22 protein-coding genes and 2 pseudogenes are annotated in these 21,916 nt (G+C 60.1%); 4 read left to right on the top strand and 20 right to left on the bottom strand.

The features are described from left to right. Positions 1-308: pseudogene (locus Q8O80_RS20255) on the top strand (hypothetical protein); the annotation flags it as partial. Between the two features lie 97 nt (positions 309-405). Here the strand turns inward: Q8O80_RS20255 and Q8O80_RS20260 are convergent. The 5 genes from Q8O80_RS20260 to Q8O80_RS20280 all read right to left on the bottom strand — a co-directional run bounded on the left by Q8O80_RS20260 (position 406) and on the right by Q8O80_RS20280 (position 3,469). Further along, on the bottom strand, positions 406-1,173 hold the full coding sequence (locus Q8O80_RS20260) for a Crp/Fnr family transcriptional regulator (protein ID WP_305582713.1): 768 nt from the start codon (positions 1,171-1,173) through the stop codon (positions 406-408). Next, positions 1,166-1,555 (bottom strand): hypothetical protein, encoded by a 390-nt coding sequence (locus tag Q8O80_RS20265; protein WP_305582715.1) that lies wholly within the window; start codon positions 1,553-1,555, stop codon positions 1,166-1,168. Before Q8O80_RS20265 ends, Q8O80_RS20260 begins: the two co-directional genes overlap by 8 nt. A gap of 91 nt (positions 1,556-1,646) precedes the next feature. Next, the gene (locus Q8O80_RS20270; protein WP_305582717.1) at positions 1,647-2,009 is read right to left on the bottom strand and encodes a response regulator; all 363 of its coding nucleotides are present in this window, start codon (positions 2,007-2,009) and stop codon (positions 1,647-1,649) included. 530 nt (positions 2,010-2,539) lie between these two features. Further along, positions 2,540-3,082 (bottom strand): hypothetical protein, encoded by a 543-nt coding sequence (locus Q8O80_RS20275; protein WP_305582719.1) that lies wholly within the window; start codon positions 3,080-3,082, stop codon positions 2,540-2,542. 135 nt (positions 3,083-3,217) lie between these two features. Then, complete coding sequence (locus tag Q8O80_RS20280) at positions 3,218-3,469, bottom strand: hypothetical protein (RefSeq protein WP_305582721.1); 252 nt, start codon at positions 3,467-3,469, stop codon at positions 3,218-3,220. Between the two features lie 79 nt (positions 3,470-3,548). Between Q8O80_RS20280 and Q8O80_RS20285 the strand changes: the two genes are divergently transcribed. From Q8O80_RS20285 to Q8O80_RS20295, 3 genes are all read left to right on the top strand, one after another. Next, the gene (locus Q8O80_RS20285; protein WP_305582723.1) at positions 3,549-3,722 is read left to right on the top strand and encodes a hypothetical protein; all 174 of its coding nucleotides are present in this window, start codon (positions 3,549-3,551) and stop codon (positions 3,720-3,722) included. An 891-nt stretch (positions 3,723-4,613) separates the two neighbouring features. After that, complete coding sequence (locus tag Q8O80_RS20290; protein ID WP_305582725.1) at positions 4,614-6,158, top strand: Fic family protein; 1,545 nt, start codon at positions 4,614-4,616, stop codon at positions 6,156-6,158. Next, the gene (locus Q8O80_RS20295) at positions 6,155-6,373 is read left to right on the top strand and encodes a hypothetical protein (RefSeq protein ID WP_305582727.1); all 219 of its coding nucleotides are present in this window, start codon (positions 6,155-6,157) and stop codon (positions 6,371-6,373) included. Before Q8O80_RS20290 ends, Q8O80_RS20295 begins: the two co-directional genes overlap by 4 nt. A 36-nt stretch (positions 6,374-6,409) precedes the next feature. Here the strand turns inward: Q8O80_RS20295 and Q8O80_RS21640 are convergent, their stop codons facing one another. The 15 genes and pseudogenes from Q8O80_RS21640 to Q8O80_RS20365 all read right to left on the bottom strand — a co-directional run bounded on the left by Q8O80_RS21640 (position 6,410) and on the right by Q8O80_RS20365 (position 21,843). Continuing rightward, a complete protein-coding gene (locus tag Q8O80_RS21640) occupies positions 6,410-6,640 on the bottom strand; it encodes a helix-turn-helix domain-containing protein (protein ID WP_371136246.1) in 231 nt (76 codons plus the stop codon). A 308-nt stretch (positions 6,641-6,948) separates the two neighbouring features. Next, positions 6,949-7,392, bottom strand: a pseudogene (locus Q8O80_RS20300) (IS110 family transposase); the annotation flags it as partial. Between the two features lie 420 nt (positions 7,393-7,812). After that, positions 7,813-9,546 (bottom strand): ABC transporter substrate-binding protein, encoded by a 1,734-nt coding sequence (locus Q8O80_RS20305; protein ID WP_305582729.1) that lies wholly within the window; start codon positions 9,544-9,546, stop codon positions 7,813-7,815. Between the two features lie 69 nt (positions 9,547-9,615). After that, entirely contained in the window at positions 9,616-9,897 is a 282-nt protein-coding gene (locus Q8O80_RS20310; RefSeq protein ID WP_305582731.1) for a DUF2160 domain-containing protein, read from the bottom strand. A gap of 9 nt (positions 9,898-9,906) precedes the next feature. Next, positions 9,907-10,815: a carbohydrate ABC transporter permease gene (locus tag Q8O80_RS20315; RefSeq protein ID WP_371136247.1), complete on the bottom strand. Its 909-nt coding sequence runs from the start codon at positions 10,813-10,815 to the stop codon at positions 9,907-9,909. Further along, positions 10,812-11,684 (bottom strand): carbohydrate ABC transporter permease, encoded by an 873-nt coding sequence (locus Q8O80_RS20320; protein ID WP_305582733.1) that lies wholly within the window; start codon positions 11,682-11,684, stop codon positions 10,812-10,814. The genes Q8O80_RS20315 and Q8O80_RS20320 overlap by 4 nt, the downstream gene beginning before the upstream one ends. Next, positions 11,648-12,757 carry an ABC transporter ATP-binding protein gene (locus tag Q8O80_RS20325; RefSeq protein WP_305582735.1) on the bottom strand — a complete coding sequence of 370 codons (1,110 nt, stop codon included), beginning with the start codon at positions 12,755-12,757 and terminating at the stop codon, positions 11,648-11,650. Before Q8O80_RS20325 ends, Q8O80_RS20320 begins: the two co-directional genes overlap by 37 nt. Then, positions 12,744-13,850, bottom strand: a complete 1,107-nt coding sequence (locus Q8O80_RS20330; RefSeq protein ID WP_305582737.1) for an ABC transporter ATP-binding protein — start codon at positions 13,848-13,850, stop codon at positions 12,744-12,746. Before Q8O80_RS20330 ends, Q8O80_RS20325 begins: the two co-directional genes overlap by 14 nt. Before the next feature lie 1,417 nt (positions 13,851-15,267). Further along, positions 15,268-16,272, bottom strand: coding sequence for a Gfo/Idh/MocA family protein (locus tag Q8O80_RS20335; protein WP_305582739.1), 1,005 nt, complete (start codon positions 16,270-16,272; stop codon positions 15,268-15,270). Next, the gene (locus tag Q8O80_RS20340; protein WP_305582741.1) at positions 16,269-17,156 is read right to left on the bottom strand and encodes a sugar phosphate isomerase/epimerase; all 888 of its coding nucleotides are present in this window, start codon (positions 17,154-17,156) and stop codon (positions 16,269-16,271) included. The genes Q8O80_RS20335 and Q8O80_RS20340 overlap by 4 nt, the downstream gene beginning before the upstream one ends. A 9-nt stretch (positions 17,157-17,165) precedes the next feature. After that, positions 17,166-17,996, bottom strand: coding sequence for a carbohydrate ABC transporter permease (locus Q8O80_RS20345; RefSeq protein ID WP_371136248.1), 831 nt, complete (start codon positions 17,994-17,996; stop codon positions 17,166-17,168). Further along, positions 17,996-18,895 (bottom strand): carbohydrate ABC transporter permease, encoded by a 900-nt coding sequence (locus Q8O80_RS20350; RefSeq protein ID WP_305582745.1) that lies wholly within the window; start codon positions 18,893-18,895, stop codon positions 17,996-17,998. Before Q8O80_RS20350 ends, Q8O80_RS20345 begins: the two co-directional genes overlap by 1 nt. A 52-nt stretch (positions 18,896-18,947) precedes the next feature. After that, positions 18,948-20,177, bottom strand: coding sequence for a sugar ABC transporter substrate-binding protein (locus Q8O80_RS20355; RefSeq protein ID WP_305582747.1), 1,230 nt, complete (start codon positions 20,175-20,177; stop codon positions 18,948-18,950). Next, the gene (locus tag Q8O80_RS20360) at positions 20,174-21,151 is read right to left on the bottom strand and encodes an alpha/beta hydrolase (RefSeq protein ID WP_305582749.1); all 978 of its coding nucleotides are present in this window, start codon (positions 21,149-21,151) and stop codon (positions 20,174-20,176) included. The genes Q8O80_RS20355 and Q8O80_RS20360 overlap by 4 nt, the downstream gene beginning before the upstream one ends. Continuing rightward, complete coding sequence (locus Q8O80_RS20365; protein ID WP_305582751.1) at positions 21,148-21,843, bottom strand: GntR family transcriptional regulator; 696 nt, start codon at positions 21,841-21,843, stop codon at positions 21,148-21,150. The genes Q8O80_RS20360 and Q8O80_RS20365 overlap by 4 nt, the downstream gene beginning before the upstream one ends. Positions 21,844-21,916 lie beyond the last annotated feature (73 nt).

Genomic DNA, 21,916 nt, shown 5'->3' on the forward strand with positions numbered 1-21,916 from the left:
TACTCGACGTACTTCTGCACGGCACGACCGTTTTCGAGGTTGCCGACCTGCTCCGCGACCAGCGCGTACCGTTTCTTTTTGCCACAGCCTATGACCGTCGGGGAATCCCATCGCGCTTCCGGGAAACACGCCTGCTGGAAAAGCCCTTGGATCGTAAACGGCTGCTATCGGAAATCGTCGCGATGACCACACAGCCAATACCCCGCGTGGAGAGTGTGTCCCACGACCCAATGCCGATAGGGGTGTCGCAGGCACCACCGCAGACTTTTGCGCGGGCACTCGCGCGCAAGCTGATGCCCATCGGCTAGCGTTTTCAGCAAAAGTTGCTTCCCTTTTGCGGTTAGACAACGCGACAAACCAAAGGGCTAGAGCTATTGAGACGTTTCGGCGAAGCGATAAAACGCTCTAGGAGCGCAGATAACGTCCGTCAAAAGCGGCGATCCGAGCCAGAGAAGGGAAGTCGAGGATGCGGACCTTTCCCTGCGCCATGGCAACGAGCTTTTTCTTGCGCAACTGCTGGATGGTCCTGTTCACATGAACGGTCGACAGCCCCAAGGCCTCACCCAGTTCAGCCTGCGTCAAGGCCAGTTCAAACTGTCCCCTATCCACCAGGCCGACGACCCTCAGTCTCGTATAGAGTTCGCACAGGCAGTGCGCCATGCGTTGCTGGGCATCGCGAGCGCCCAGGCTGATCACCAGTTCGCGGGCGCAGGCCTGTTCGGCTGACGCGCCCCGCATCATTGCCAGGACAATATTGGGGAGCTTGTCGCCCAGCGCCGAAAGCTGCTTCAGGTCGATCCGCCCCATGACGGTCGGGCCCAGGGTCATGACGCACTGCCGCACTGGGCTGGATGAGAGAAAGCCGTAATCGCAGAAGTCACCAGGCAGGACAAAGCCAGTCATCTGCCGGCGCGCCGTGTCGAGCACCTTGTAGTGACAGGCCAGGCCGCTGAGCAATATGAGGGCCTCGTTTGCCGGAATGCCATCCTCGAGAATTGTCGTGTGCGGCGATACCCTCGATACGTCACGCACCAGACCGGCAATGGCAGCAGCCTCGTGCATTTGCAGCGGGCAAAGGGCGCTGAGGCGCCGGATGAATAGGTCCAGGACACCCGCAGGCACCCCGGAAGGCTGCAGCGAACGTCCCTGCAACTCGATTAATTGACTAGCCATTGGTGCCGCACTCCCAGCGCTGGGTCAGGAGAACCGCTTTGCCAAGCACAGCCAACAGCTCGTCAATGTCGGTCGGTTTGCCGACCGAGGGAAGATGGGCGAACTCGGGTGGCAGGCCGTCAGCGCCGTAGCCGGTGCAGAAAACCGCTGCCATGCCTTTGGCACGCGTCGGCGCGACCAGGTCGAAGGTCATGCCATCTAGCAGCCTGACGTCCAGAACCGCCGCATTGGCATTCATGGACGGGTCGTCCATCGCCTTCAACGTCTCGGCAATACTCGCCACAATTCCAACCACGGTCGCGCCCCGCTCACCCAGTTCCGTGGCGAGATCGCTCGCCAGAAGGTATTCATCCTCGCAAATGAGGAGCCGAAGACCGTACATATCGCCGCGTCATCTTGGTTTCGTGATGCAACCCTAGCAGCTGCCCCCAAAACTCCACCTAGACGTGGGTTAGTAAGGCGCTGCCCTGTCCTCAACGCGGCAGGTGGGTCGCGAGTTGCTCGATGCGAGCTTTCAACCAGTGCGGGTCGGCGGGCTTTGCTGCCATTTTGCCTGCGGCAAATTCGGGCGGCAAGTCGGCTATGGCGTGGCCGGTTACAACAAGAAAGGCAATGCCGTTCTTGTTGAGGCGCGCGACGACAGAGGCGCTTGTTTCAGCTCCGAGCTGGTAATCAAGAATCGCGATGTCGACCCGTTCAGTGTCCAGCATAGCCAAGGCGCGCGCCACCGTTTGAGCCGGTCCGATGGTCACATGACCACCTGCATGGATGGCCGAGGCATAGTCCCGGGCAATTAGCCATTCATCCTCGACGATCGGGACATTGAATGCAGCCATCGCTTACCGCGACGTCGGCAGCGTGATGCGGACGCGTAAACCGGAGGTTCAAGGGCGGTCTCGACGGTGCCGCCATGGCGATAGCCGATTTCGCCCTCCAGCAGCGACAATCCAAATCCGGTGGAGGCGGAGGCGGACACAGCGGGCCAGTCGTGCTCCTGCCACTCGATCACCACGTCTGAAGTAGACATTTCCCAATTGATCGAGACTCGTCCGTCTGCGTGGGTCAGCTTGCCATACTTGGCATCATTGGTCGCCAGTTCATGTATGACCATGCCAAGCGACAGTGCCTTTTGAGGGTCCAGCCGTATGTCCGGACCCTTGGCCGCGATACGCTCGGGCCCAAGTTGCTCCGTGCCAGCATAGACGGCCGACTGCTTGCTGTGCCACGCGGTCCCCGTTCGGCAGCAGATACGGTGAAAACTCTGCTGTCGGGCCATTTGGCGCGACGGTCCGCGTGCGCATCCTGCGTCCGGCGAGATAGCGGTGACGTACAGAGCGAGAGGGCGCCCCGAGGGGCGCCCTATACCTTAGTTCGTTGTAGTTTCGTTGGTCGTGGTGCTGCCGGCATCGGCACCGGTGCCGGCCCCGGTCATGTCAAGGAATCCGCCCTGACGGCAGGCTTCGATATCGATTGCAGCCATGTCAATCGTGGAAAAATCGATCATCGCTGACGTACCGGTTGTCGCATCGGCGCCAGTTGTCGTGCCTGCAGCGTCGGTGCTTTGCGTGGTACCGGAAGTCGCACCTGCCGCATCAGAAGTTGCACCTGCAGGGCTATCGGTGCCGGAGCCGGTGGTGGTATCTGTGGCAGCGCTGCTCGTCGTGCCAGTTGACGATGCTGCGGCGCCGCCGGTCGCTGCGCCGGTGCCGGAGGATGTGCCTGTCGCTGAACCGGCATCGGCCGAAGAGCCCATCTCCGCTGCCTCAAGGGCGTCGCAATGCGCTTGAAGTCGTTCGACTTGATCGGACGGCACCTCGGCACCGTTCAACGTGAAGGGCTGCGCCAGGCTTGGCGATGCGAGGCCCAGCACAAGGACGCTCACGGAAGCAACAATAAGTCTTGGTGACATTGATTCTCTCCTCACAATGGGGACCTTTCCCCTAGCGCGTGAACGGCGAGTCCTGCCCGACGTTGCACAATGGCTTCAAAACCATCGCAGGTTAATGCGGGGAGTCTTCTGGATTGCGGAGCATTTTGACCTCGGTCAGGATTGCCAACCCGACGCATCGGCCTTGAACTTTACGTTCAGCGATGCCTCGAAGGACAGGCGACTGAAATAGGTCTTCGCCAGAACCAGCGTGGCATCGTTCGCGAAGTTCCCGTGGAACTTGTCGATCTGGGTAGTCGCACCCTCCTGCCGCCGCGATATCGCTCGCCTTGGCAATGTGATCGTAGGACACCCACGCAGGTCGGAGGCAGCCTCCAGACTGCGATCGTATTTCGTGGCGTCGTGCATCCTAGATCAATCCCCCCCTCGGCGATGAAACCATGACGTTTATCGGTCGTTAACCCGGCAACGAAAGAGGAGCACAACAATGGAATCCGGCCCTACTTTTTGGCTTGTCCTTCTAACCGTGGGTGTTGCAGCCCTTGGTATCGCGATGGCCTTCGCACAGTGGCGCAACAGCAAGCGAACGCCTGCCGAAAAAGTCCTGACCGAGATCGCTACGCGGCGCGAATACGAGGTGGAGGACCGCGACCACAGCTAGGCCAAACCAGGAGAGGGTGCCGCTGCGGATCGCTTCGTCCCTGACCGAACGAATGGCACGGTGAGCATCCTGCTAGCTCACCGCGACTATGCCATTGATGTCGCGGCAACAACCATCCGCAGGGCTGCGGCTTACGCGATTCCGGGCTCAATGGGGTTATCGACCAAGGCCTTCCGGAACCAAGCACTGTTTGGATCACCAGGACTTGATTCTATCCTGGTGAGGCTGAGCCCCAAAGCCGGTGGGCTCAACGTACCAGATCGCTGTCAGCGACAGGCGTCTGGTTGGACGCTGGGCTAATGCTGCCGTCACCATGGCTGGCGGTGCCCAGAAGCTGGGGGCAACGTCAAGCGAGTTGGCTTATAGGGTTCGGCTTTTCCTTCTCCCATGATCATGGGAGTGGCTCGCTTGGGAACTTTCTGAAAACTAATCCAGATATCACGCTCCCAAGGCATCAATTGAACTGATATTTCAGAAAATGGCTTGAATCTATTGAACTCGCAGCTGATTTGCAGTTCGGTGCGTGTGCTATCCGAACTGTCGTCCAGTCAAAGTGTACGACTGCTCTCCGCCTTTCTGACGCGATGGTGGCGAAGCGGACCTGACTGTGCTGCTGGTGCTGGTAGGTCCTCCTCTTATCGCTTCTTCATTCTCATCATCGTCGGCATACTCTCCGCACCACTGTGAAAGACACCATGATCATGATGATCGGCGGTGGCCGCGCTCCGCTAGGAAGCGTATCGTCGAGAGAGATGTCCCCCGGCTATAATGGTCTATGTTATCAGTTGGTTAACAGAAAACACTTGCAAGTGCGCGACATCATTGACTTGCAAGTACGCGACAGAATACACGTGTAAGTGCACGACATAAAAACCTTGCAAGAGCACGACCATGGCTACACCGCACGAGAAGCTCGCCGACTCCCTCGACGCCCTGAGAGCCCTCCAGCAGAGCGGGCGGCGCGTATTCGCGTCCGGGGAACTGAAGCGCCTCGACCGCGAGCGTCTGGTCCAGAACGGATTCCTGCGGGAGATCATCAAGGGCTGGCTCATGTCGACGGGCCCGCAGGCTGAGAACGGCGATACCACCCCCTGGTACGCATCCTTCTGGGAATTCTGCGCCGCCTATTGCGGCGGGAGGTTCGGCGCCGACTGGAATCTGTCGCCCGAGCAGTCTCTGCTGCTGCATGCCGAAGCCACGGCCATCCCCGCGCAGGTTGTCATCTACAGCCCCAAGGGGACAAACAACACGCTGCAGCTGCCGTTCGGGACGTCGCTCTACGATCTCCGGCAGAAGGACATACCGCCCGCCGCAGACCTCGCCGAACGCCAGGGCTTGCGCCTCTACACGCCTGACGCCGCCCTCATCAAAGTGCCGGAGGCCTTCTTCCAGCGCGCGCCAGTCGAAGCGCAAGTCGCGCTCGCGGCGATCAGGAATGCTTCCGCCATCCTCAGCCGCCTCCTCGACGGCGGTCATACCGCCGTCGCCGGGCGCCTCGCCGGTGCCTTCCGGCGTGTCGGCCGGAAGAGCGTTGCCGATGACATCGTCGCCACCATGAAAGCCGCCGGCTATGACGTCCGCGAGAACGATCCGTTCGCCCCGCAGCAGCGCATCCCCGCGATCATACCGGGCATCCCGCCGATCGTTGGACGCCTGCAGGCGATCTGGGAAACCCAACGCGCCACTGTCGCTGAAATCTTCCTTCCACCGCCGGGTCTGCCCAACGACCGCGACGGCTATCTCAAGTTCGTCGACGATATCTACCAGAACGACGCCTACCACTCGCTGTCGATCGAAGGCTACAGCGTCACGCCCCCGCTGATCGACCGCGTCCGCCAAGGGGCGTGGAACCCGCCGGACAATGACGATGACCGGAAGAACCGCGACGCACTCGCGGCGCGCGGTTACTGGCAAGCCTTTCAGACCGTCAAGGACAGCATCACCGCCATCATCGCCGGCGCGCCGGCTGGAGCGCAAGCCCGTGGTCAGCACAGCACCTGGTACCGTGAACTGTTCCAGCCCTCCGTGGCCGCGGGCCTCCTTCGCCCAGGGACGCTCGCCGGCTACCGCAATCTCCCCGTCTACATCCGTGGCTCGCGGCACGTGCCACCGCGCTGGGAGGCCGTTCCCGACGCTATGGAAACACTGTTCGGACTCCTGGATCAGGAACCCGAGCCGGGGGTGCGCGCCGTGCTGGGCCACTGGCTGTTCGGCTACATTCATCCCTATCCCGACGGCAACGGACGCATGGCGCGCTTCCTGATGAATGCGATGCTCGCCTCGGGCGGCTATGCTTGGACCATTGTTCGGGTGGAAGACCGCGGGGCCTACATGGCGGCCCTTGAAGCCGCGAGCGTCGGCGAAGATGTCGGACCCTTTGCCGCGTTTCTCAACGAGCGTGTGCGCTGGTCGATGGAGCAGAGAGCAAACACATGAGTCCCACCGCAACCGAAGCGCGCGCGATCGCCTCTATCAAGGAGAAGGACCGGAAGCTGCGCGCGTTCCTCGAGGCTGAAGTGCTGGCTGAAAGCGCCGACCATGTAAACCGAACCCTTCGCGAAGAAGGTCTCGCAGGGTTGCTCGTGCCATCGTGGTGGTCTCGAGTTGGAACTGCGCGGAGAATGGAGTTTTCATTGTTGCTGCCGAGATGAGGCCCCGAGACGGAGCACCTGTTGCACCGGGGTGCACTATTTAGTCAGGGGCTTCTGTTCGCTATCCCGAAGCCAGACATCGAAGGCTTCAAGGCTGTAAAGAACTTTTCGGCCCAGCCGTGTAAAAGGTGGACCCACTCTGCGGTTGCGCCACTTGACTAATGTTGTCGGATGCAAGCCAGCAAATCTTGCAATTTCCGGGGTATTGACGTAGCCACATGGTCTTGGCGTCGTTCTATCAATGAAACTATTTTCACTGTGGTTCATGGTGGCCTCTTTAGGTCTTTCAGATGTTCCTGATGAACCTTATGTGACCTTTGAAGTATTATCACGGACAGTTTCGCAGGCTAAATTTGTCTCGTCCTCTTGGACAGTCTTCCAACGATATTGGTGTTGTCAGTCATGAGAGAAGCGTCCTTTTTTGTGTTTTTTGCAATTATTGAAGAAAACTCAGTTGAGGATGGAGCGCGCGGACGCGGCTGCAGCCGCGTCGAGCAGTTTATGCAGGGTGCGCAGGCTGGTGATTTTGCCCTGCCGCACCGACTTGGTGATGATGGTCACGAGCTCGGGCTCAAGCCGTACTCAGTCAGGTGACCGCGGATCGCATTGATCAACTGGGCGCGCTGCCGCACCAACAGATCGCGGGTTCTGAATACCAGGGCCGGGGCCTGCTGTTCCTCGCTCTTGATCGCCACGAACCGCATGTTCGGGCGCTGCGCCGCCTCGCAGATTGCCTCGGCATCGACCGCATCGTTCTTGTTCCGCTTCACAAAGGGCGTCACATAGGCAGGCGGGATCAGCTTCACTTCGTGACCCATCTGCGTGAGTTCACGCCCCCAGTGGTGCGCACCTCCGCAGGCTTCCAACGCCGCCAGGCACCGTGGTTGCCGAGCGAAGAACTCCAGCAACTTTGTGCGGCTGATCTTCCGGTTGAACAGCGTTCGACCGCCCGCATCCGCGCCGTGCGCGTGGAAAACGTTCTTCGCGATATCCAGACCGATTGTGGTAACTTCCGACATGGGCGCCTCCTCAAGTGGTGTGTTCAACATCTCCACTTTGGCACATCGATGCCGTCGGGGGGCGTCCACCCCATCACCCAAGCGGATGCCTAAACGACGGACGCCTCGATCGCGGCCGTGACTGGGCCGGCATAGTGGACGCCGGCGGCCCTAATCTTGTCGGAAGCGTGTGACCTTGGCCTTGAAATCAGCCGAATATCGTTTCCGCGGCAACCTCATCTAACTCCTTCCTTGTCGTCGGGACGAGTTTAGCGTCCGATCCGACTTTCTGGGTCCACCTCAGTGTCCCAGAGAAGCACCGGTTGTTGCCTTTTGGGGGCTTCGCATCTTAGGCTTTGGAGCCCGGCCAAATTGACACAATAAGGCGCCGGGCCAGGAGATCCTGGTCCGGCGTCAGCCTCTGTTGGGAGAGAGGAAGGCTTATTTCTGGGCGTCAGCCCAGCTCTTGATCAGCTCGTCATAATTGACTGTCACGCCCTGCTCTTTTTCCTCAGCAATGGGCAGCTGGGGCGCCAGATTGCCATTGGCAACCGCGTCGGCGTTCCAATAGGCTAGGTCGTGTTCTTCAGCCAGAACAGGCCCAAACTCGCCCTGAACGCCGGCGCGTTCCAAGCGCGCCATCACCTTCTCCTGCTCTTCACAGAGCGAGTCCATGGCTTCCTGCGGGGTCTTGGCACCGGCTGCCGCATCACCAATGGCCTGCCACCAGAGCTGCGCCAGCTTTGGATAGTCGGGAACATTGGTGCCGGTGGGCGACCACTGAATGCGGGCTGGCGAGCGATAGAACTCGACCAGACCACCCAGCTTGGGCGCGCGATCGGTGAAGCTTTGGTCGCGGATCGTGCTTTCGCGAGCAAAGGTCAGGCCCACATGGCTCTTCTTGACGTCAACCGTCTTGGAGGTGACGAACTGGGCGTAGAGCCAGGCCGCCGAAGCGCGGTCGACCGGGGTCGACTTCATCAACGTCCAGGAACCCACGTCCTGATAGCCCAGTTTCATGCCGTCCTTCCAGTAAACGCCATGGGGCGAGGGGGCAAAACGCCATTTTGGCGTGCCGTCCTCGTTCATGACCGGTAGACCGTCCTTGACCATGTCGGCGGTGAAGGTGGTGTACATGAATATCTGCTGGGCAATCTCGCCCTGGGCCGGAACCGGACCCGATTCCGAGAAGGTCATGCCCTGAGCGGCCGGCGGTGCATAGGCTTTGAGCCAGTCGAGATACTTCTGGATTGAGTAGACTGCGGCCGGGCCGTTGGTGTCACCACCGCGGGCCACACATGAGCCAACCGGCTGCGATTTGTCGTTGACCTTGATGCCCCATTCGTCGACTGGCAGACCATTGGGAATGCCTTTGTCGCCGTTCCCGGCCATGGAGAGCCAGGCATCGGTGAAGCGCCAGCCCAAAGATGGGTCCTTTTTTCCATAGTCCATGTGACCATAGACTGTGACGCCATCGATTTCACGGCCGGTGAAGAATTCGGCAATGTCCTCATAGGCAGACCAATTTACGGGCACACCTAGATCATAGCCGTATTTGTCCTTGAACTCGGCCTTGTTGGCTTCATTGGCGAACCAGTCAGCGCGGAACCAGTAGAGGTTGGCGAACTGCTGATCGGGCAACTGGTAGAGCTTGCCATCGGGCGCGGTGGTGAAGGAGGAGCCAATGAAATCGCCCAGGTCCAGCCCCGGATTGGTGACGGCAGCGCCTTCGCCCGCCATCCAGTCCGTCAGATTGCGAACCTGCTGGTAGCGCCAATGGGTGCCGATCAGGTCGCTGTCATTGATATAGGCGTCGTAGATATTTTCGCCGGACTGCATCTGGGTCTGCAGTTTTTCGACGACGTCGCCTTCACCAATCAGGTCGTGCGTGACCTTGATGCCGGTGATGTCAAAGAACGCCTGCGCCAGTACCTTGGACTCGTATTCATGTGTGGTCAGGGTTTCCGAGGCAACCTTGACTTCCATGCCGGCGAATGGAGCAGAGGCGTCGATGAACCACTGCATTTCAGCTTCCTGCTCGGCGCGGGACAGCGTCGACATTTCGCCAACTTCCGTATCGAGGAAGGTTTTTGCCTCCTCCATGCCGGCATAGGCCGGGGTCCCCGCCAACAGCAGGGCGAGTGTTGCAGTCGATGTCAGAAAATTCAGTCGCATTTCAGTCCTCCCTAGTCGTTTGGTTTCCGTCTGAAAGCGGCTGCCTTGAGCCGCCCCCCATCCTCTCGCCTAGACAAAGCGGAACACGCAAATTGCGTAGACCACCGACAGGACGAGACTCCACCACAGTTCGGGCCCAACCAGGCCGAGCCATGCGAGATTGATAAATGCACTGCCGAGCAGCGATACGAACAGACGGTCGCCGCGCGTTGTTTCGAACCTGAGTATGCCGATGCGTGGACTGCCACCGGGAACGCGATATTCCCAGATCGCCATGCCGGCCAGCAGCGCCAGAATGGTGAGGAAGAACAAGGCCGTCGGCCAGGTCCACGCCATCCATGAGAAGTCCATCCTCTCCTCCTAAACCCGCCCGAGGGCAAAGCCCTTGGCGATGTAGTTGCGCACGAAATAGATCACCAGCGCGCCCGGAATAATGGTGAGCACCCCGGCTGCTGCGAGCACTCCCCAATCCATGCCCGAGGCTGACACGGTTCGCGTCATGATCGCTGAAATCGGCTTGGCGTCCGTGGTGGTCAGGGTGCGGGCCAGTAGCAGTTCGACCCAGGAGAACATGAAACAGAAGAAGGCCACCACGCCGATGCCAGAAGCGATCAGCGGCATGAAGATCTTGATGAAGAATCGCGGGAATGAGTAGCCGTCGATATAGGCGGTTTCGTCGATTTCCTTGGGCACGCCGGACATAAAGCCTTCAAGGATCCACACCGCCAGCGGCACATTGAACAGGCAGTGCGCCAAGGCCACCGCGATATGGGTGTCGATCAGCCCGAAAGAGGAATAGAGCTGGAAAAAGGGTAGTGCGAACACCGCCGGTGGAGCCATGCGATTGGTCAGCAACCAGAAGAAGAGGTGCTTGTCGCCGAGGAACCGGTAGCGCGAAAAAGCATAGGCGGCAGGCAGCGCCACCAGCAGCGAAATGACGGTATTGAGCGCCACATAGATGATCGAATTGATGTAGCCCGAATACCAGGATGGATCGGTGAAGATCAACCTATAGTTGTGCCAGGTGAACGCTTTGGGAAACAGCGAGAAGGAGGCTGTGATTTCCTGATTGGTCTTGAAGCTCATATTGACCAGCCAGTAGATCGGCAGCAGCAAAAACAGAATGTAGATGGTGGGGATCAGCCAGGAAAAGCCGAACGTGCGGGGGCGGCGGCTGACAACCCCAGTGCCCACTGAATAGTTCTGCTGCGCCGGCGCTGGGCCAGAAGCGGCCGGCCTGATGGACGCGTCCATTGCGGGATTGCTCATCGCTGGTCCCCTTGCCCTAGATTGGTCATCACGGTGTAGAAGACCCAGCTCATCAGCAGAACGATCAGGAAGTAGATCAGCGACATTGCAGCAGCGGGGCCCAGATCAAACTGGCCAATGGCAATCTTGACCAGATCGATGGACAGGAAGGTCGTCGAATTGCCGGGGCCACCGCCGGTCACCACGAAAGGCTCGGTGTAGATCATGAACGAATCCATGAAGCGCAGCAGCACGGCGATCAGCAGCACGCGCTGCATTTTAGGAAGCTGGATGAACCGGAACACCGACCAGCGCGAGGCGCCATCAATCTTGGCGGCCTGGTAATAGGCATCGGGGATCGACACCAATCCGGCGTAGCACAGCAGCACAACCAGGCTCGTCCAGTGCCAGACATCCATCAGCACCACGGTGACCCAAGCGTCGAAGGGATCCTGCACATAGTTATAGTCGATACCCAGGCTCGCCAGGGCATAGCCCAATAGACCGATATCGACGCGACCGAATACCTGCCAGATGGTGCCGACCACGTTCCACGGGATCAGCAGCGGTAGCGACATCAGCACCAGACAGACTGCGACGCCCACGCCCTTTTTGGGCATGTTGAGCGCGATCAGAATGCCCAATGGCACTTCGATGGCCAGGATTATGCCGGAAAAGATCAGATTGCGACCCAGCGCCTGCCAGAAGCGATTCGAGTGCAGCACCTCTTCGAACCACTCCAGGCCGGCCCAGAAAAACTGGTTGTTGCCGAAAGTGTCCTGCACCGAATAATTGACCACCGTCATCAGCGGAATGATGGCCGAGAACGCCACCAGCACCAGCATCGGCAGCACTAGAAACCAGGCCTTGTTGTTCCAGTTTCTGTCCATGGTCTGCCCCTCAGGTCTTGGCGCCAGGAATTGGCGTAGATATTGATGCCCTTCGGATCGAAGGTGATGTGTGGATCGGCCGGGATCTCGCCGTGCTCGGGCACGATGGCGGCCAGATCGAGCCCCTCAAGGCGCGCTCGCACGATCTTGTGGCGGCCAATGTCCTCAACGGCGTGAATGGTGATGGGCAGCCCCGCTCGCCCGAGCTGAACATACTCAGGCCGTACGCCAAGCTCGGTCTTGGCGCCCTTTTCGGTGGTGACAGAGCCGGGCAGATCGATGGTCTGGCTACCCAGACGAGCGGTGTCGCTGTCCAGCGCCACCGGAAACACATTCATGCCGGGCGAGCCGATAAAATAGCCGACAAAGGTGTGGCTGGGGCGCTCGAAGAGCTCCGACGGCGTGCCGATCTGTACGATCTCGCCCTCATACATAACCATCACCTTGTCGGCGAAGGTCAGCGCCTCGGTCTGGTCATGAGTGACATAGACCATGGTGTGGCCAAAGCGCTTGTGCAATTGCTTGAGCTGGCTGCGCAACACCCACTTCATATGTGGGTCGATGACGGTGAGTGGTTCGTCAAACAGAATGGCATTGACGTCGGACCGCACCAGACCGCGACCCAGCGAGATCTTCTGCTTCTGATCGGCCGTCAGCCCGCGCGCCTTTTTGTCGGCCAGGTCGGACAGGTCGATCATCTCAAGGGTCTCTGTTACCTTGCGCTTGACCTCGTCCTCGGCAAACCGGCGATTGCGTAGGGGAAATGCCAGATTGTCGAACACTGTCATGGTGTCGTAGATCACCGGGAACTGAAACACCTGCGCGATATTGCGCTGCTCGGGCGTTAGCGCCGTCACATCCTTGCCATCAAACAGGATGCGGCCGCGCGAGGGATGCACCAGGCCCGAAATGACATTGAGCAGCGTGGTCTTGCCGCAGCCCGAGGGGCCGAGCAAAGCATAGGCGCCGCCATCATCCCACTGGTGATGGACTTCCTTGAGCGCGAAGTCGGCGTCGGTTTTGGGGCTGGACAGATAGGAGTGGCGGATATGGTCGAGATCAATTCGTGCCATGAAGTGCCTCCTGTGCCGCGCTTGGGTGGGCATTAGTGACGGAGCGGCCTTGGCTGTCGAACACCAGCAACAATTGGGGATCAAGGAAGACCTCGATCTGCGCGTCGACGTCGAAATCATGGACGCCCGGCGTCAGCATGACCCAGCGTGCATCGGCGTAGCGCAGATGCACAAAGCTCTCCGAGCCGGTGATCTCCATAGCCGTCACGGTCGCCTTGATGGCCGCGGATGGGGCGCTAGCGCGGGTCAGTGACAGGTGATGTGGCTGAAAGCCGATGACGTAGGCACCGTCGGCGATCGAACCGAAGTGTGGCGGCACGGTAAAATCAAAGCCGCCCTCAATCTGGAACGAAGTGCCCATCTTGCGCATGGCAATAGTGTTGAGCGGTGGATCGGAAAAGGTCTGCGCTGTAATCAGATCACGCGGCTGGCGGAACACGTCGATAGTCTTGCCGAACTGGGTAATGCGCCCCTCAGACAGGGTTGCCGTATTGCCGCCCAGCAGCAGCGCCTCTGACGGCTCGGTTGTGGCGTAGACGAAGATGGTGCCAGCTTCGGCGAAAATGCGGGGTAGTTCGGCGCGCAGTTCTTCGCGCAATTTGTAGTCGAGATTGGCGAGCGGCTCGTCGAGCAGCACCAGGCCGGCATTCTTGACGATGGCGCGGGCCAGCGCACAGCGCTGCTGCTGTCCGCCCGACAGGTTAAGCGGCGTGCGCTGCAGATAGGGCGTCAGCTTCATCAGTTCGGCAGCGTTCTGCACCGCGTCATCGATGGTCTTGCGATCGGCACCGGCCACCCGCATCGGGGAGGCAATGTTCTCGTAGACCGTCATAGTGGGGTAGTTGATGAACTGCTGGAACACCATGGCGATATCGCGCTTCTGCGGCGGCACGCCCGTCACGTCCACGCCGTCAAAGGTCAGGCGCCCGTGAGTTGGCTTGTCGAGGCCTGCCATCAGGCGCATCAGACTGGTCTTGCCCGAAAGCGTGGGCCCGAGCAGCACATTGAGCGTGCCGCGCTCAAGCTTGAGCGACACATCGCTAATATGGATGTGTGCGCCCACCACCCTGGTAATGCCGTCAAGTTCGAGCAAGCTGCAGATCCTTTGTAGCTGGCAGCGTGGCGCGCGAGGCGCCAGGCGTTGCGGGAAATCTGTTGCATTCGGCAGTTTTTACTGTGGTGCCAGGCAAGCGGAGCTTGGTGCCGCGCTGCAGGATAGCTGTACAAATCGGGGGCCGCCGCTGAGCAGCCGGGGTACGCACTTGTGGTTGATAAAAGTCGACGCAAGAATGCTGGGCCAGGTCACGATCACGTACCGCAACACCCAACATGGCGTTGGCACGAAGGCCAATATTGCGCTCGAGACGCGTGGCGAGGGGCCGACCGGGCAAACCATACGCCCGTCTTGGCGACTTGACGACTGAATCAATCGCGCTCGGCCAACAATATCCTCTCGGACGGGCAGTGCCGGACCTTTGAAGAACCCCTTGCGCAATCGGGTGCGCAAAAAGGCCTTTAACAGTCGGGCCTAGCCGTAGCACCGTCGGCAACCTGCCGCTAATGAGCCGTGGCGCAGCTCCCTCACCATTGGTGAGTTTGAACATTGGCCCTCCCTGCTGCTCAAGTGCTGGTTCCAGTCGTTTCGAGCGCATTTTGAGTTAATGCGAAAGCAAAGCGAGTGTCAATCGCAACTTATTTTCCAGTTGTTGCGGCAGTGTCGAAATCAAACGCGCGGTCAGAATTGAAACCGTAGGCTGCGCTTTTCCGCCCACAGTCCGATCTTCACCCCGAAAATACCGTTCTGAGCCAATCCGGTGAGGAACCTGGATGCGCGGAGCGCTTGCCATGCTCTGAGGCCGATGATGGGTCAGCAAAAGACTGGACGGTGGCAGGGCTGACCAAGTCCTGGCCGAGCCACAGGAGTTGGCTCGCCAAACTAGCGGCCCAATACGTGAAGCTCTGTTTGAAGCGGCGGCCTGCTGTGCGCCAGATGCGCCATTCTGCCTAGCGGGCCAGTGCAGCACCAGTTCGGGTACGGGCCTTCGCGCGTTGACGACCCTGCCCGCAGCGACCGGCAACTTCGCACCACGGTGCGGCAGCAGCACGGGCAAACGCATGCTTCAGCCCCCCCCCGACCGAAAACTGGGACTGCCTACCGCAGCGATCTGCCCGACGCATCAAACAAATGCACGCCCTCCTCAGGCAGTCCAATATGGACTTTCCGATGCAATGTCAGGTCAGGCGCGCCGCCGAGTTTTATGATGACTACCGCGCCCTATATCGATCTTTGCGACCACCTTTGCTGGTTTCCAAGAGCCGTCACTCGCTCACGGTGGAACGGATGTGGCTATCATAGGTGGGAACGACTCTGGCTTTCGAGAAAAGCCGTCAATGCCGCTCACGTTCGGAAAGTGTTGATGCGAAAATGCAAACAGCTTTGGCCGCAGGTTTGCGCCGTTGGGCCGACCTAAACTCATGTCTGGAAACCCAAAGACGGCCGAATTCGCCAATCAGGCTTTGACTTCGAGCAACGCCACCATGCGCTCCAAGTTTGCCATGGCAGCCACACCGTCACGAATGGTCGGTGCCGCAGTTAGTTGACCTGTCAGGCCCTTGGCCACGTCGGCGATCAGCGCGGCATATCCTTTGTGGTCCTCATTGGCGGCGGCGGTGAAATTGGGCGTCCAGCTCAGCGTATCTCTGGCGCTGCTGAGAGTCGCAGCCGGGTCCTCTGCCTTAAAGGGTGGGTCGCGATGCCAGGCGACATTGACGACGTTGGCGACTTCAATCCGATTGTTATCGCCCATCACCGTGATCTGTTCCATCGGGGTGCCGCGCGATTGCACCGTGCCCATCACCACATTGCCGATCACGCCGTTGTCGCAGGCAAAGCCCATGTGGAACAGGATCCGTCCCGGCGCCAGCACGTTGCGGCGCACCGTCATTTCGGCAATCGAGCTATCGGCCAGCCACGGCATCAGGTCCATGTAGTGCACGCAGTGATGCAGATAGAACCCGGTGTAGTCGACCTCACCGACAAAGTAGGTTGGGGCGGTCATGTAGCTGCCCGTTATGCCCAAAATCGGCCCGAACTCGTCACCACGCAGGATATTGGCAGCGATCCGGTTACCCGTGGAATAGCGTTTCATGAAGCCGACGTAGACGGGTATGCCCGCCTTTTCAGAGGCCTGCTGCAGTGCAAGGGCATCAGCGTGACTGCCGCCGGGGGGCTTTTCCATGAATACCGGCAGGCCGCGTTCTAGGGCGGCCATCGTGGCGGCGTAGTGGACCTGCGGGCCAACGGCCATGCCAATCACGTCGATCCCGGGCTGATCGAGCATTTTCTGCCAGTCGGTGTAGGTTGCAGCCACACCATATTGGGCCGCTGTTGCGGCAAGCGCGCTCTCTTCCCGGTCGCACAGCGCGGCGATCCGGAACCCCGCGAGGCCCAGTTGGGGCAGCAGCATCTGCGTGGCGTGTCGTCCGCAGCCGATCCAGCCGATATTCAAGGTCATTGGGCAAACTCCGCAAAGTCCAGCGCAGCGCGGATCAGCGCCCGACCGGATTTCAGTTTTTCGGTCTCGTCCTCGGCCGGGGCGCGCCAATGGGCGATGGGCAAGGCCAGCCGCTGATCATCGCGGCGGAAGGGTTCAAGCGATACCGGGCCCTGGTAGTTTATCTGCGACAGCGCGCGCATGATGGCTGGCCAATCCATATTGCCGGTGCCGGGAAAGCCGCGATGGTTTTCGTTGGCCTGGAAATGCACGGTGCGCTTGCCGGCCAGACGAATGGCGTCGGGGATGGATTGGTCTTCCATGTTCATGTGGAAGGTATCGAGCATCAAGCCAAGACCGGCATCGTTGACCGCATCGATCACGGCAATGCCCTGAATCGTCGTGTTGAGCATATCGGTTTCGAACCGGTTGAGCGGCTCGAGCGCGAAGACCTGCCCGGCGGCACGCGCCTTGGACGCCACGCGCGACAGGCCTTCAATCATCCGGTCGGCGCGGGCCTTCATTTCATCGGCGCGGCGCGGCAAGGGCGGACGGCCAGCGAACACCATCGGCTCGCCATAGAGCGGACCGCCGGTGATCTTCGCGCCAATGGCGTCCGCCATTTCAACGCAATGCTCGAGATAGTCCAGTCCGCCCTGACGGGCCGCCGGATCGTCAGACGAGATCGAGCGCTGCAGGTTGACGCGTGCGGCCAGAACGATGTCCAGACCGGCCTCGGCCAGAGCATCCCTGAGCGCAGTGGAATCCAGATTATCTTCAGGTTCAGGCACCAGTAGTTCGATGAAATCGAAACCGATCGCCTTGATGGTTTGCAGCACGTTGAGATGGGCCCCGGTGAAGGGGCGCACGAACTGCATGGAGATGATGCCTATCGGATTTTTCAAGATGGTCCCTTATCCTTTGACCGCGCCCTGGGTCATGCCAGCGATCAGATGCTTTTGAACGAACAGGAACATCACCGTGGCCGGTAGCGCGCCAATGATGCCGCCAGCGGTGAGCAGCCCCCACTCGACCTGGTATTCGCCAATCAGCGTCTGGATGGCGACCGTGATGGTCTTGACGTGCCGGCCACCCAGGGTCAGCGCGTAGAGGTACTCGTTCCAGGCGGTGATGAAGATGTAGACGCCTGTGGCGATGATGCCTGGCGCGCATAGCGGCAGCACCACACGGTACAGTGCCCCGAAGCGAGTGCAGCCATCGGTCATTGCCGCTTCATCAAGCGAGCGCGGGATGCCGTTGATATAGCTGGTCATCATCCAGACCGAGAAGGGAATGGCGATGGTGGAGTTGGCGATGATCAGGGCCAGATAGGTATCGACCAGTCCCAGCGTCTTCATCAGGATGAACAGCGGCAGTATCAGCAGGACCAGGGGGAACATGTTGATCAGCAGGAACTGCAGCATCAGGATACGCCTGCCCTTGAAGCGGAACCGCGAAAAGGCGTAGGCGGCGGGCACGGCCAGCGCCAGACCGACAACCACGGTGCCACCAGCAACGATGAAACTGTCGCGCAGATTGGTTCCAAAACCGACAGTGTTGAACAAACGCGCATAGTTGTTGAGCGTGGCCCCGGTGAGTGAGGGCCCTTCCGTGAACAGCTTGGATTTTTCAGTAACCGAGGTCAGCGCCATCCAAAGATAGGGCGCCAGGGTGAAACAGATGATCAGGAACACCGGCAGGTCGATGGTCAGTAGGCGGCGGATCAGCGAGTTCTTCCGAACCATCATGCGATGTTCCTCCCGGCGCGCCGGAGATAGAGCACGACAAAGCCGAGCAGCAGGATGGTGAAGACCACGGCCAGTGCCGAGCCATAACCGTAGTCCAGCCCAGTGCGGGCCTCGACCAAGGCATAAAGCGGTAGGGTATAAGTCGAATAGCCGGGGCCGCCGCCGGTCATGATGAAAATCACATCGATGGAATTGGCGACCCAGATCAGGCGGAGCAGCGTGGCTGTCATCAACACACCAGAAAGGCCCGGCAGAGTGATGTGCCAGAACTGGCGAAAGCTGGAGGCTCCATCAATGGCAGCGGCTTCGTAATAACTGGCCGGAATGGCCTGCAAGCCGGCGAGGATCATCACGGCAAAGAACGGGAAGCCCTGCCAGGTCAGCGTCAGGATGATGGCGTAAAGCGCGGTATCGGGATTGGCCAACCACGGAATTGAGGTGGAGATCAGGTTCATGCGCAGCAGGAAGTCGTTGAGCACGCCAAAATTGGCGTCGTAGATCCATACCCACATCAGGGCGATTACAACCGAGGGCAGCGCCCATGGAATGATCACCAGAGCGCGCGCCAGGCCGCGCCAGGGGAAGTTCTGGTTGAGGAGCAATGCTGTGGCCAGGCCCAGCAACATCTGGGCCGGCACGGTCACGGCGATCCAGATGGCTGTGTGCTGCAAGGACACCCAGAACACCGGATCCTGAAATACCGCGATGAAATTCTTGAGCCCAACGAAAGCAAAATCCTTGGGGCGAAACAGCACGTAGTCGTGCAGGCTCATCCACACCGCCTGCACCATGGGCAGGAACACGATGGCCAGCGTCACCAGCACAGCGGGAGACAGCATGACGTAGGGCAGAACGCGGCGCGACAGAGGCGCTGGCGGTACGACGGTTGTGGACATTATTGGACCCTGCTGTGACGGCAGGCCGGAATGCCCGGCCTGCCGTGCTCGCTCACTTGTTGAAGAGCGCGTCGATTTCGGCGTTCATTTCCTCGGCCGTGATCTCGCCGATCAGGGCCCGCTGCATGGCGATAGGCCAGACAGTGTTGGTGAAATCAGCGGTTTCGCTCACATTAGGATAGAGGTGGGCGAAGGGCAGCGAGGCGGTGGTTGCATCGACGAAGCGCTTGTCGTGCAGGGTCCAGTTGGCGGTGTCGGACTTGGTAACCGGGAGCTGACCGGTCGCCTCGTTGAACTTGGCATTGTTGCCTTCGCTGGAGAGGAAAGCCGTCCATTTCCAGGCTGCGTCCTTGTCTTCGGCTGCAGAAAACACTGCGGTGCTCTCATCGCCAAAGGCCGTCCAATGACCGCCACCGCATTCAGGCACCGGCACAGCTGATACCTTGTCGCCAAGTGCCTTGACCATGTCAGCTGACGAGCCGATGTGGTGGATGGTCATGGCAGTGGTGCCACCCTGGAAGGCGCCGATGACTTCCTTGAAACCGTCATTGGGGGCCGATGGCGGGAAGACCTTGTCCTTCTGGAACAGGCCGAGCACGAACTGGGTGCCGGCAACACCAGCGGCCGAGGTCAGTTCGCCGGGACCAAAGCCAACGCCATCGCGCGACACGGTAAAGCTGGCCCAATGGTCATGGCCGCCCTTTCCACCACGGAAGCCGAAGCCATACTGGTCAATCTGGCCATCACCATTGGTATCCTTGGTCAGCGCCACTGCAGCTGAGCGGAACTCGTCGCAGGTGGTGGGCGGTGTAAGCCCCGCATCGGCAAACAGATCGGCGCGATAGTAGAGATAGAGAATGACGTACTGCACCGGCAGGTAATAGTGGGTGCCGTCGGCAGCCGCGGTCAGGTTGAACAGATCATCCTGGATATCGGCCTTGCCGGCCCAGCCGGCGAGGCGGTCGTCGATCGGTTCAAGCGCGCCCATTTCGATGAGGCGCGGCTGTGCTGTCATCTTGACCATGGCAACATCGGGGCCGTTATCGGCGACGATGGAAGTGTAGAGCTGGTCGTAATAGCTGTTCCACGGCACGTTTTCGGCATTGATGGTGATGCCGGGATTGGCGGCCTCGAATTTGGCGACCAGATCGGACATCGGGTTATCGGCATTGTCGAAGTGGTACCAGAAATTGACTTCCTGGCCGATTGCCGTGCCTGCAAACAGGACGGTTGAGGCCAATAGGGCTGCGGCAAGACCGCTGGTTCTCGTAATCGTCTTCATTGTTCTCTCTCCCAATTATTATTGCTCCGCGCCGCTTGCTGCACGAAGGCTTTGAAGGCCGCCCCCGCATCTGCCAGCGCCAGGCGCGCCTCCTCCAGTTCAAGGCTCATCTGCATGAAGCCGTGAACAACTCCGCCATGCAGGCGAAACTGGTCGGCGCGGCCCAGAGCCGTCAGCCGCGCATAAAGCCGCTCGCTATCGGACCGCAGCGGGTCGATTTCAGCAGCGTTCAGGTAAAGGGGTGGCAGGGCCCGGAGCGCTGCGTCACTGGCGCGGACTGGCGCCAGTCGCGGGTCGGCGCGTTGATGTTCGGGCGCATACCAGTCCCAGTATCGTTTCATCTTGCCACGGGTCAGCCCAGGACCATCGGCCCACTCCAGATAGGACGGGGACGCAAAGTCAGCGTCATAGACTCCGTAAAAAAGCAGTCCGAAGTCGGGCTGAACAAGTTCTGGCGTCAGCATGACCGCCATTGCCAGATTGGCCCCGGCGCTGTCGCCGGAGATGGCAAACGGCCCCTTGAGTTCGGCAAAGGCCCCCTCACCTGCCGTGAGTTGACCCCAGACGGCGATGCAGTCGTTCAGCCCGGCGGGAAATGCATGTTCAGGTGACAGGCGATAGTCGCACATCACCACATTGGCCTGGCATTCAATTGCGAGCAGGCGGGCGGCGCGTTCGTGGGAGTCCATGTCGCAGAAGGCCCAACCTCCGCCATGGATAAACAGAATGGTGCCAACCGGACTGCCCTGGGGGACCAGCTTCCGGCAGGGCACGGGCGCGCCTTTGGTGGACACTGACACATCGCTGACGTCGGCCATTTCCGGCAGATCCCGGTTCCAGCGTACATTGCTGCTTGCGGCCTGGATTCGCCCCTGCCCGGCCGGCACTGTGGTTGGATCGGGCAGCCCTACATCTTCGACGGCCAGGCGGTCGAGAATGGCGGCCATTGCGGGGGTTGGGCGCGAACGGCTCATGCTCCGGCACCTAGAATGTTGGGGCCAAAATCAACGATGGTGGTGATGTGATGAGACAGGGCGGCAACCACCTGCTCGACCTCGGCAGAAGCGAGCGCATCGATGATGACCTGATGGCGGTTGGCTGTCTCCAGCAGATCGCGGTTTTGCGCGGGGTGCAAAATCTTGAAGCGATGGGCATGCACCAGGCAGCGCGCCAGCACGGGCTGGACCGGCGGCAGATCGGCGCAATCAAACAGCTCGGCATGGAAGGCGCGATCATGCACCGAGAGCAGATATTCATCGCCACTGGCCGCCGCAGCCTGCATTGCTGCCAGATGGCGTCGCATTGGTTCGGCCAGAGCTACACCGTACCGCGCCACGGCGCGTCGCGCGCCGCGGCACTCGATGTCGTGCCGCAAGCGAATGAGCTCCTCGGCATCGTCAGCACGGCAATCGGCCACGGTGGTGCCGCGATGCGGCAGTCGATGCACCAACCCCTCCTCCTGCAGCAGCAGCAGCGCCTCGCGCACGGTGCCCTGACTGACTTCGAAGCGGCTCGCCAGTTCCAGTTCCAGCAGAACCGATCGAGGCGCCAACATGCCGAGCACGATCTCGCGTTGCAGGTCGACATAGATATTGTGACTGCGTCGCGCCGAGGGTGCCCGCGTTGGCGGGACTGGCAGGCGTTGGAGAAAGTTTTCGACCGCCATGACAGCTCGCTTGATTATCATTATCAATAACGATAATAATCAACGCGGAAGCGCTGGCAAGTCCCAATGTGAG

Origin of the sequence: Devosia sp. (assembly GCF_030689745.1) — a bacterium.
Lineage (GTDB): Bacteria > Pseudomonadota > Alphaproteobacteria > Rhizobiales > Devosiaceae > Devosia > Devosia alba.

Coding starts and splice junctions, on each gene's coding strand:
- Q8O80_RS20310 (WP_305582731.1), bottom strand. CDS start 9,897: ATGGACTTCTCATGGATGGCGTGGACCTGGCCGACGGCCTTGTTCTTC.
- Q8O80_RS20305 (WP_305582729.1), bottom strand. CDS start 9,546: ATGCGACTGAATTTTCTGACATCGACTGCAACACTCGCCCTGCTGTTG.
- Q8O80_RS20365 (WP_305582751.1), bottom strand. CDS start 21,843: ATGGCGGTCGAAAACTTTCTCCAACGCCTGCCAGTCCCGCCAACGCGG.
- Q8O80_RS20260 (WP_305582713.1), bottom strand. CDS start 1,173: ATGGCTAGTCAATTAATCGAGTTGCAGGGACGTTCGCTGCAGCCTTCC.
- Q8O80_RS21640 (WP_371136246.1), bottom strand. CDS start 6,640: ATGAACCACAGTGAAAATAGTTTCATTGATAGAACGACGCCAAGACCA.
- Q8O80_RS20350 (WP_305582745.1), bottom strand. CDS start 18,895: ATGTCCACAACCGTCGTACCGCCAGCGCCTCTGTCGCGCCGCGTTCTG.
- Q8O80_RS20285 (WP_305582723.1), top strand. CDS start 3,549: ATGGAATCCGGCCCTACTTTTTGGCTTGTCCTTCTAACCGTGGGTGTT.
- Q8O80_RS20325 (WP_305582735.1), bottom strand. CDS start 12,757: ATGGCACGAATTGATCTCGACCATATCCGCCACTCCTATCTGTCCAGC.
- Q8O80_RS20355 (WP_305582747.1), bottom strand. CDS start 20,177: ATGAAGACGATTACGAGAACCAGCGGTCTTGCCGCAGCCCTATTGGCC.
- Q8O80_RS20290 (WP_305582725.1), top strand. CDS start 4,614: ATGGCTACACCGCACGAGAAGCTCGCCGACTCCCTCGACGCCCTGAGA.
- Q8O80_RS20360 (WP_305582749.1), bottom strand. CDS start 21,151: ATGAGCCGTTCGCGCCCAACCCCCGCAATGGCCGCCATTCTCGACCGC.
- Q8O80_RS20280 (WP_305582721.1), bottom strand. CDS start 3,469: ATGCACGACGCCACGAAATACGATCGCAGTCTGGAGGCTGCCTCCGAC.
- Q8O80_RS20275 (WP_305582719.1), bottom strand. CDS start 3,082: ATGTCACCAAGACTTATTGTTGCTTCCGTGAGCGTCCTTGTGCTGGGC.
- Q8O80_RS20320 (WP_305582733.1), bottom strand. CDS start 11,684: ATGGACAGAAACTGGAACAACAAGGCCTGGTTTCTAGTGCTGCCGATG.
- Q8O80_RS20270 (WP_305582717.1), bottom strand. CDS start 2,009: ATGGCTGCATTCAATGTCCCGATCGTCGAGGATGAATGGCTAATTGCC.
- Q8O80_RS20265 (WP_305582715.1), bottom strand. CDS start 1,555: ATGTACGGTCTTCGGCTCCTCATTTGCGAGGATGAATACCTTCTGGCG.
- Q8O80_RS20345 (WP_371136248.1), bottom strand. CDS start 17,996: ATGGTTCGGAAGAACTCGCTGATCCGCCGCCTACTGACCATCGACCTG.
- Q8O80_RS20295 (WP_305582727.1), top strand. CDS start 6,155: ATGAGTCCCACCGCAACCGAAGCGCGCGCGATCGCCTCTATCAAGGAG.
- Q8O80_RS20315 (WP_371136247.1), bottom strand. CDS start 10,815: ATGAGCAATCCCGCAATGGACGCGTCCATCAGGCCGGCCGCTTCTGGC.
- Q8O80_RS20335 (WP_305582739.1), bottom strand. CDS start 16,272: ATGACCTTGAATATCGGCTGGATCGGCTGCGGACGACACGCCACGCAG.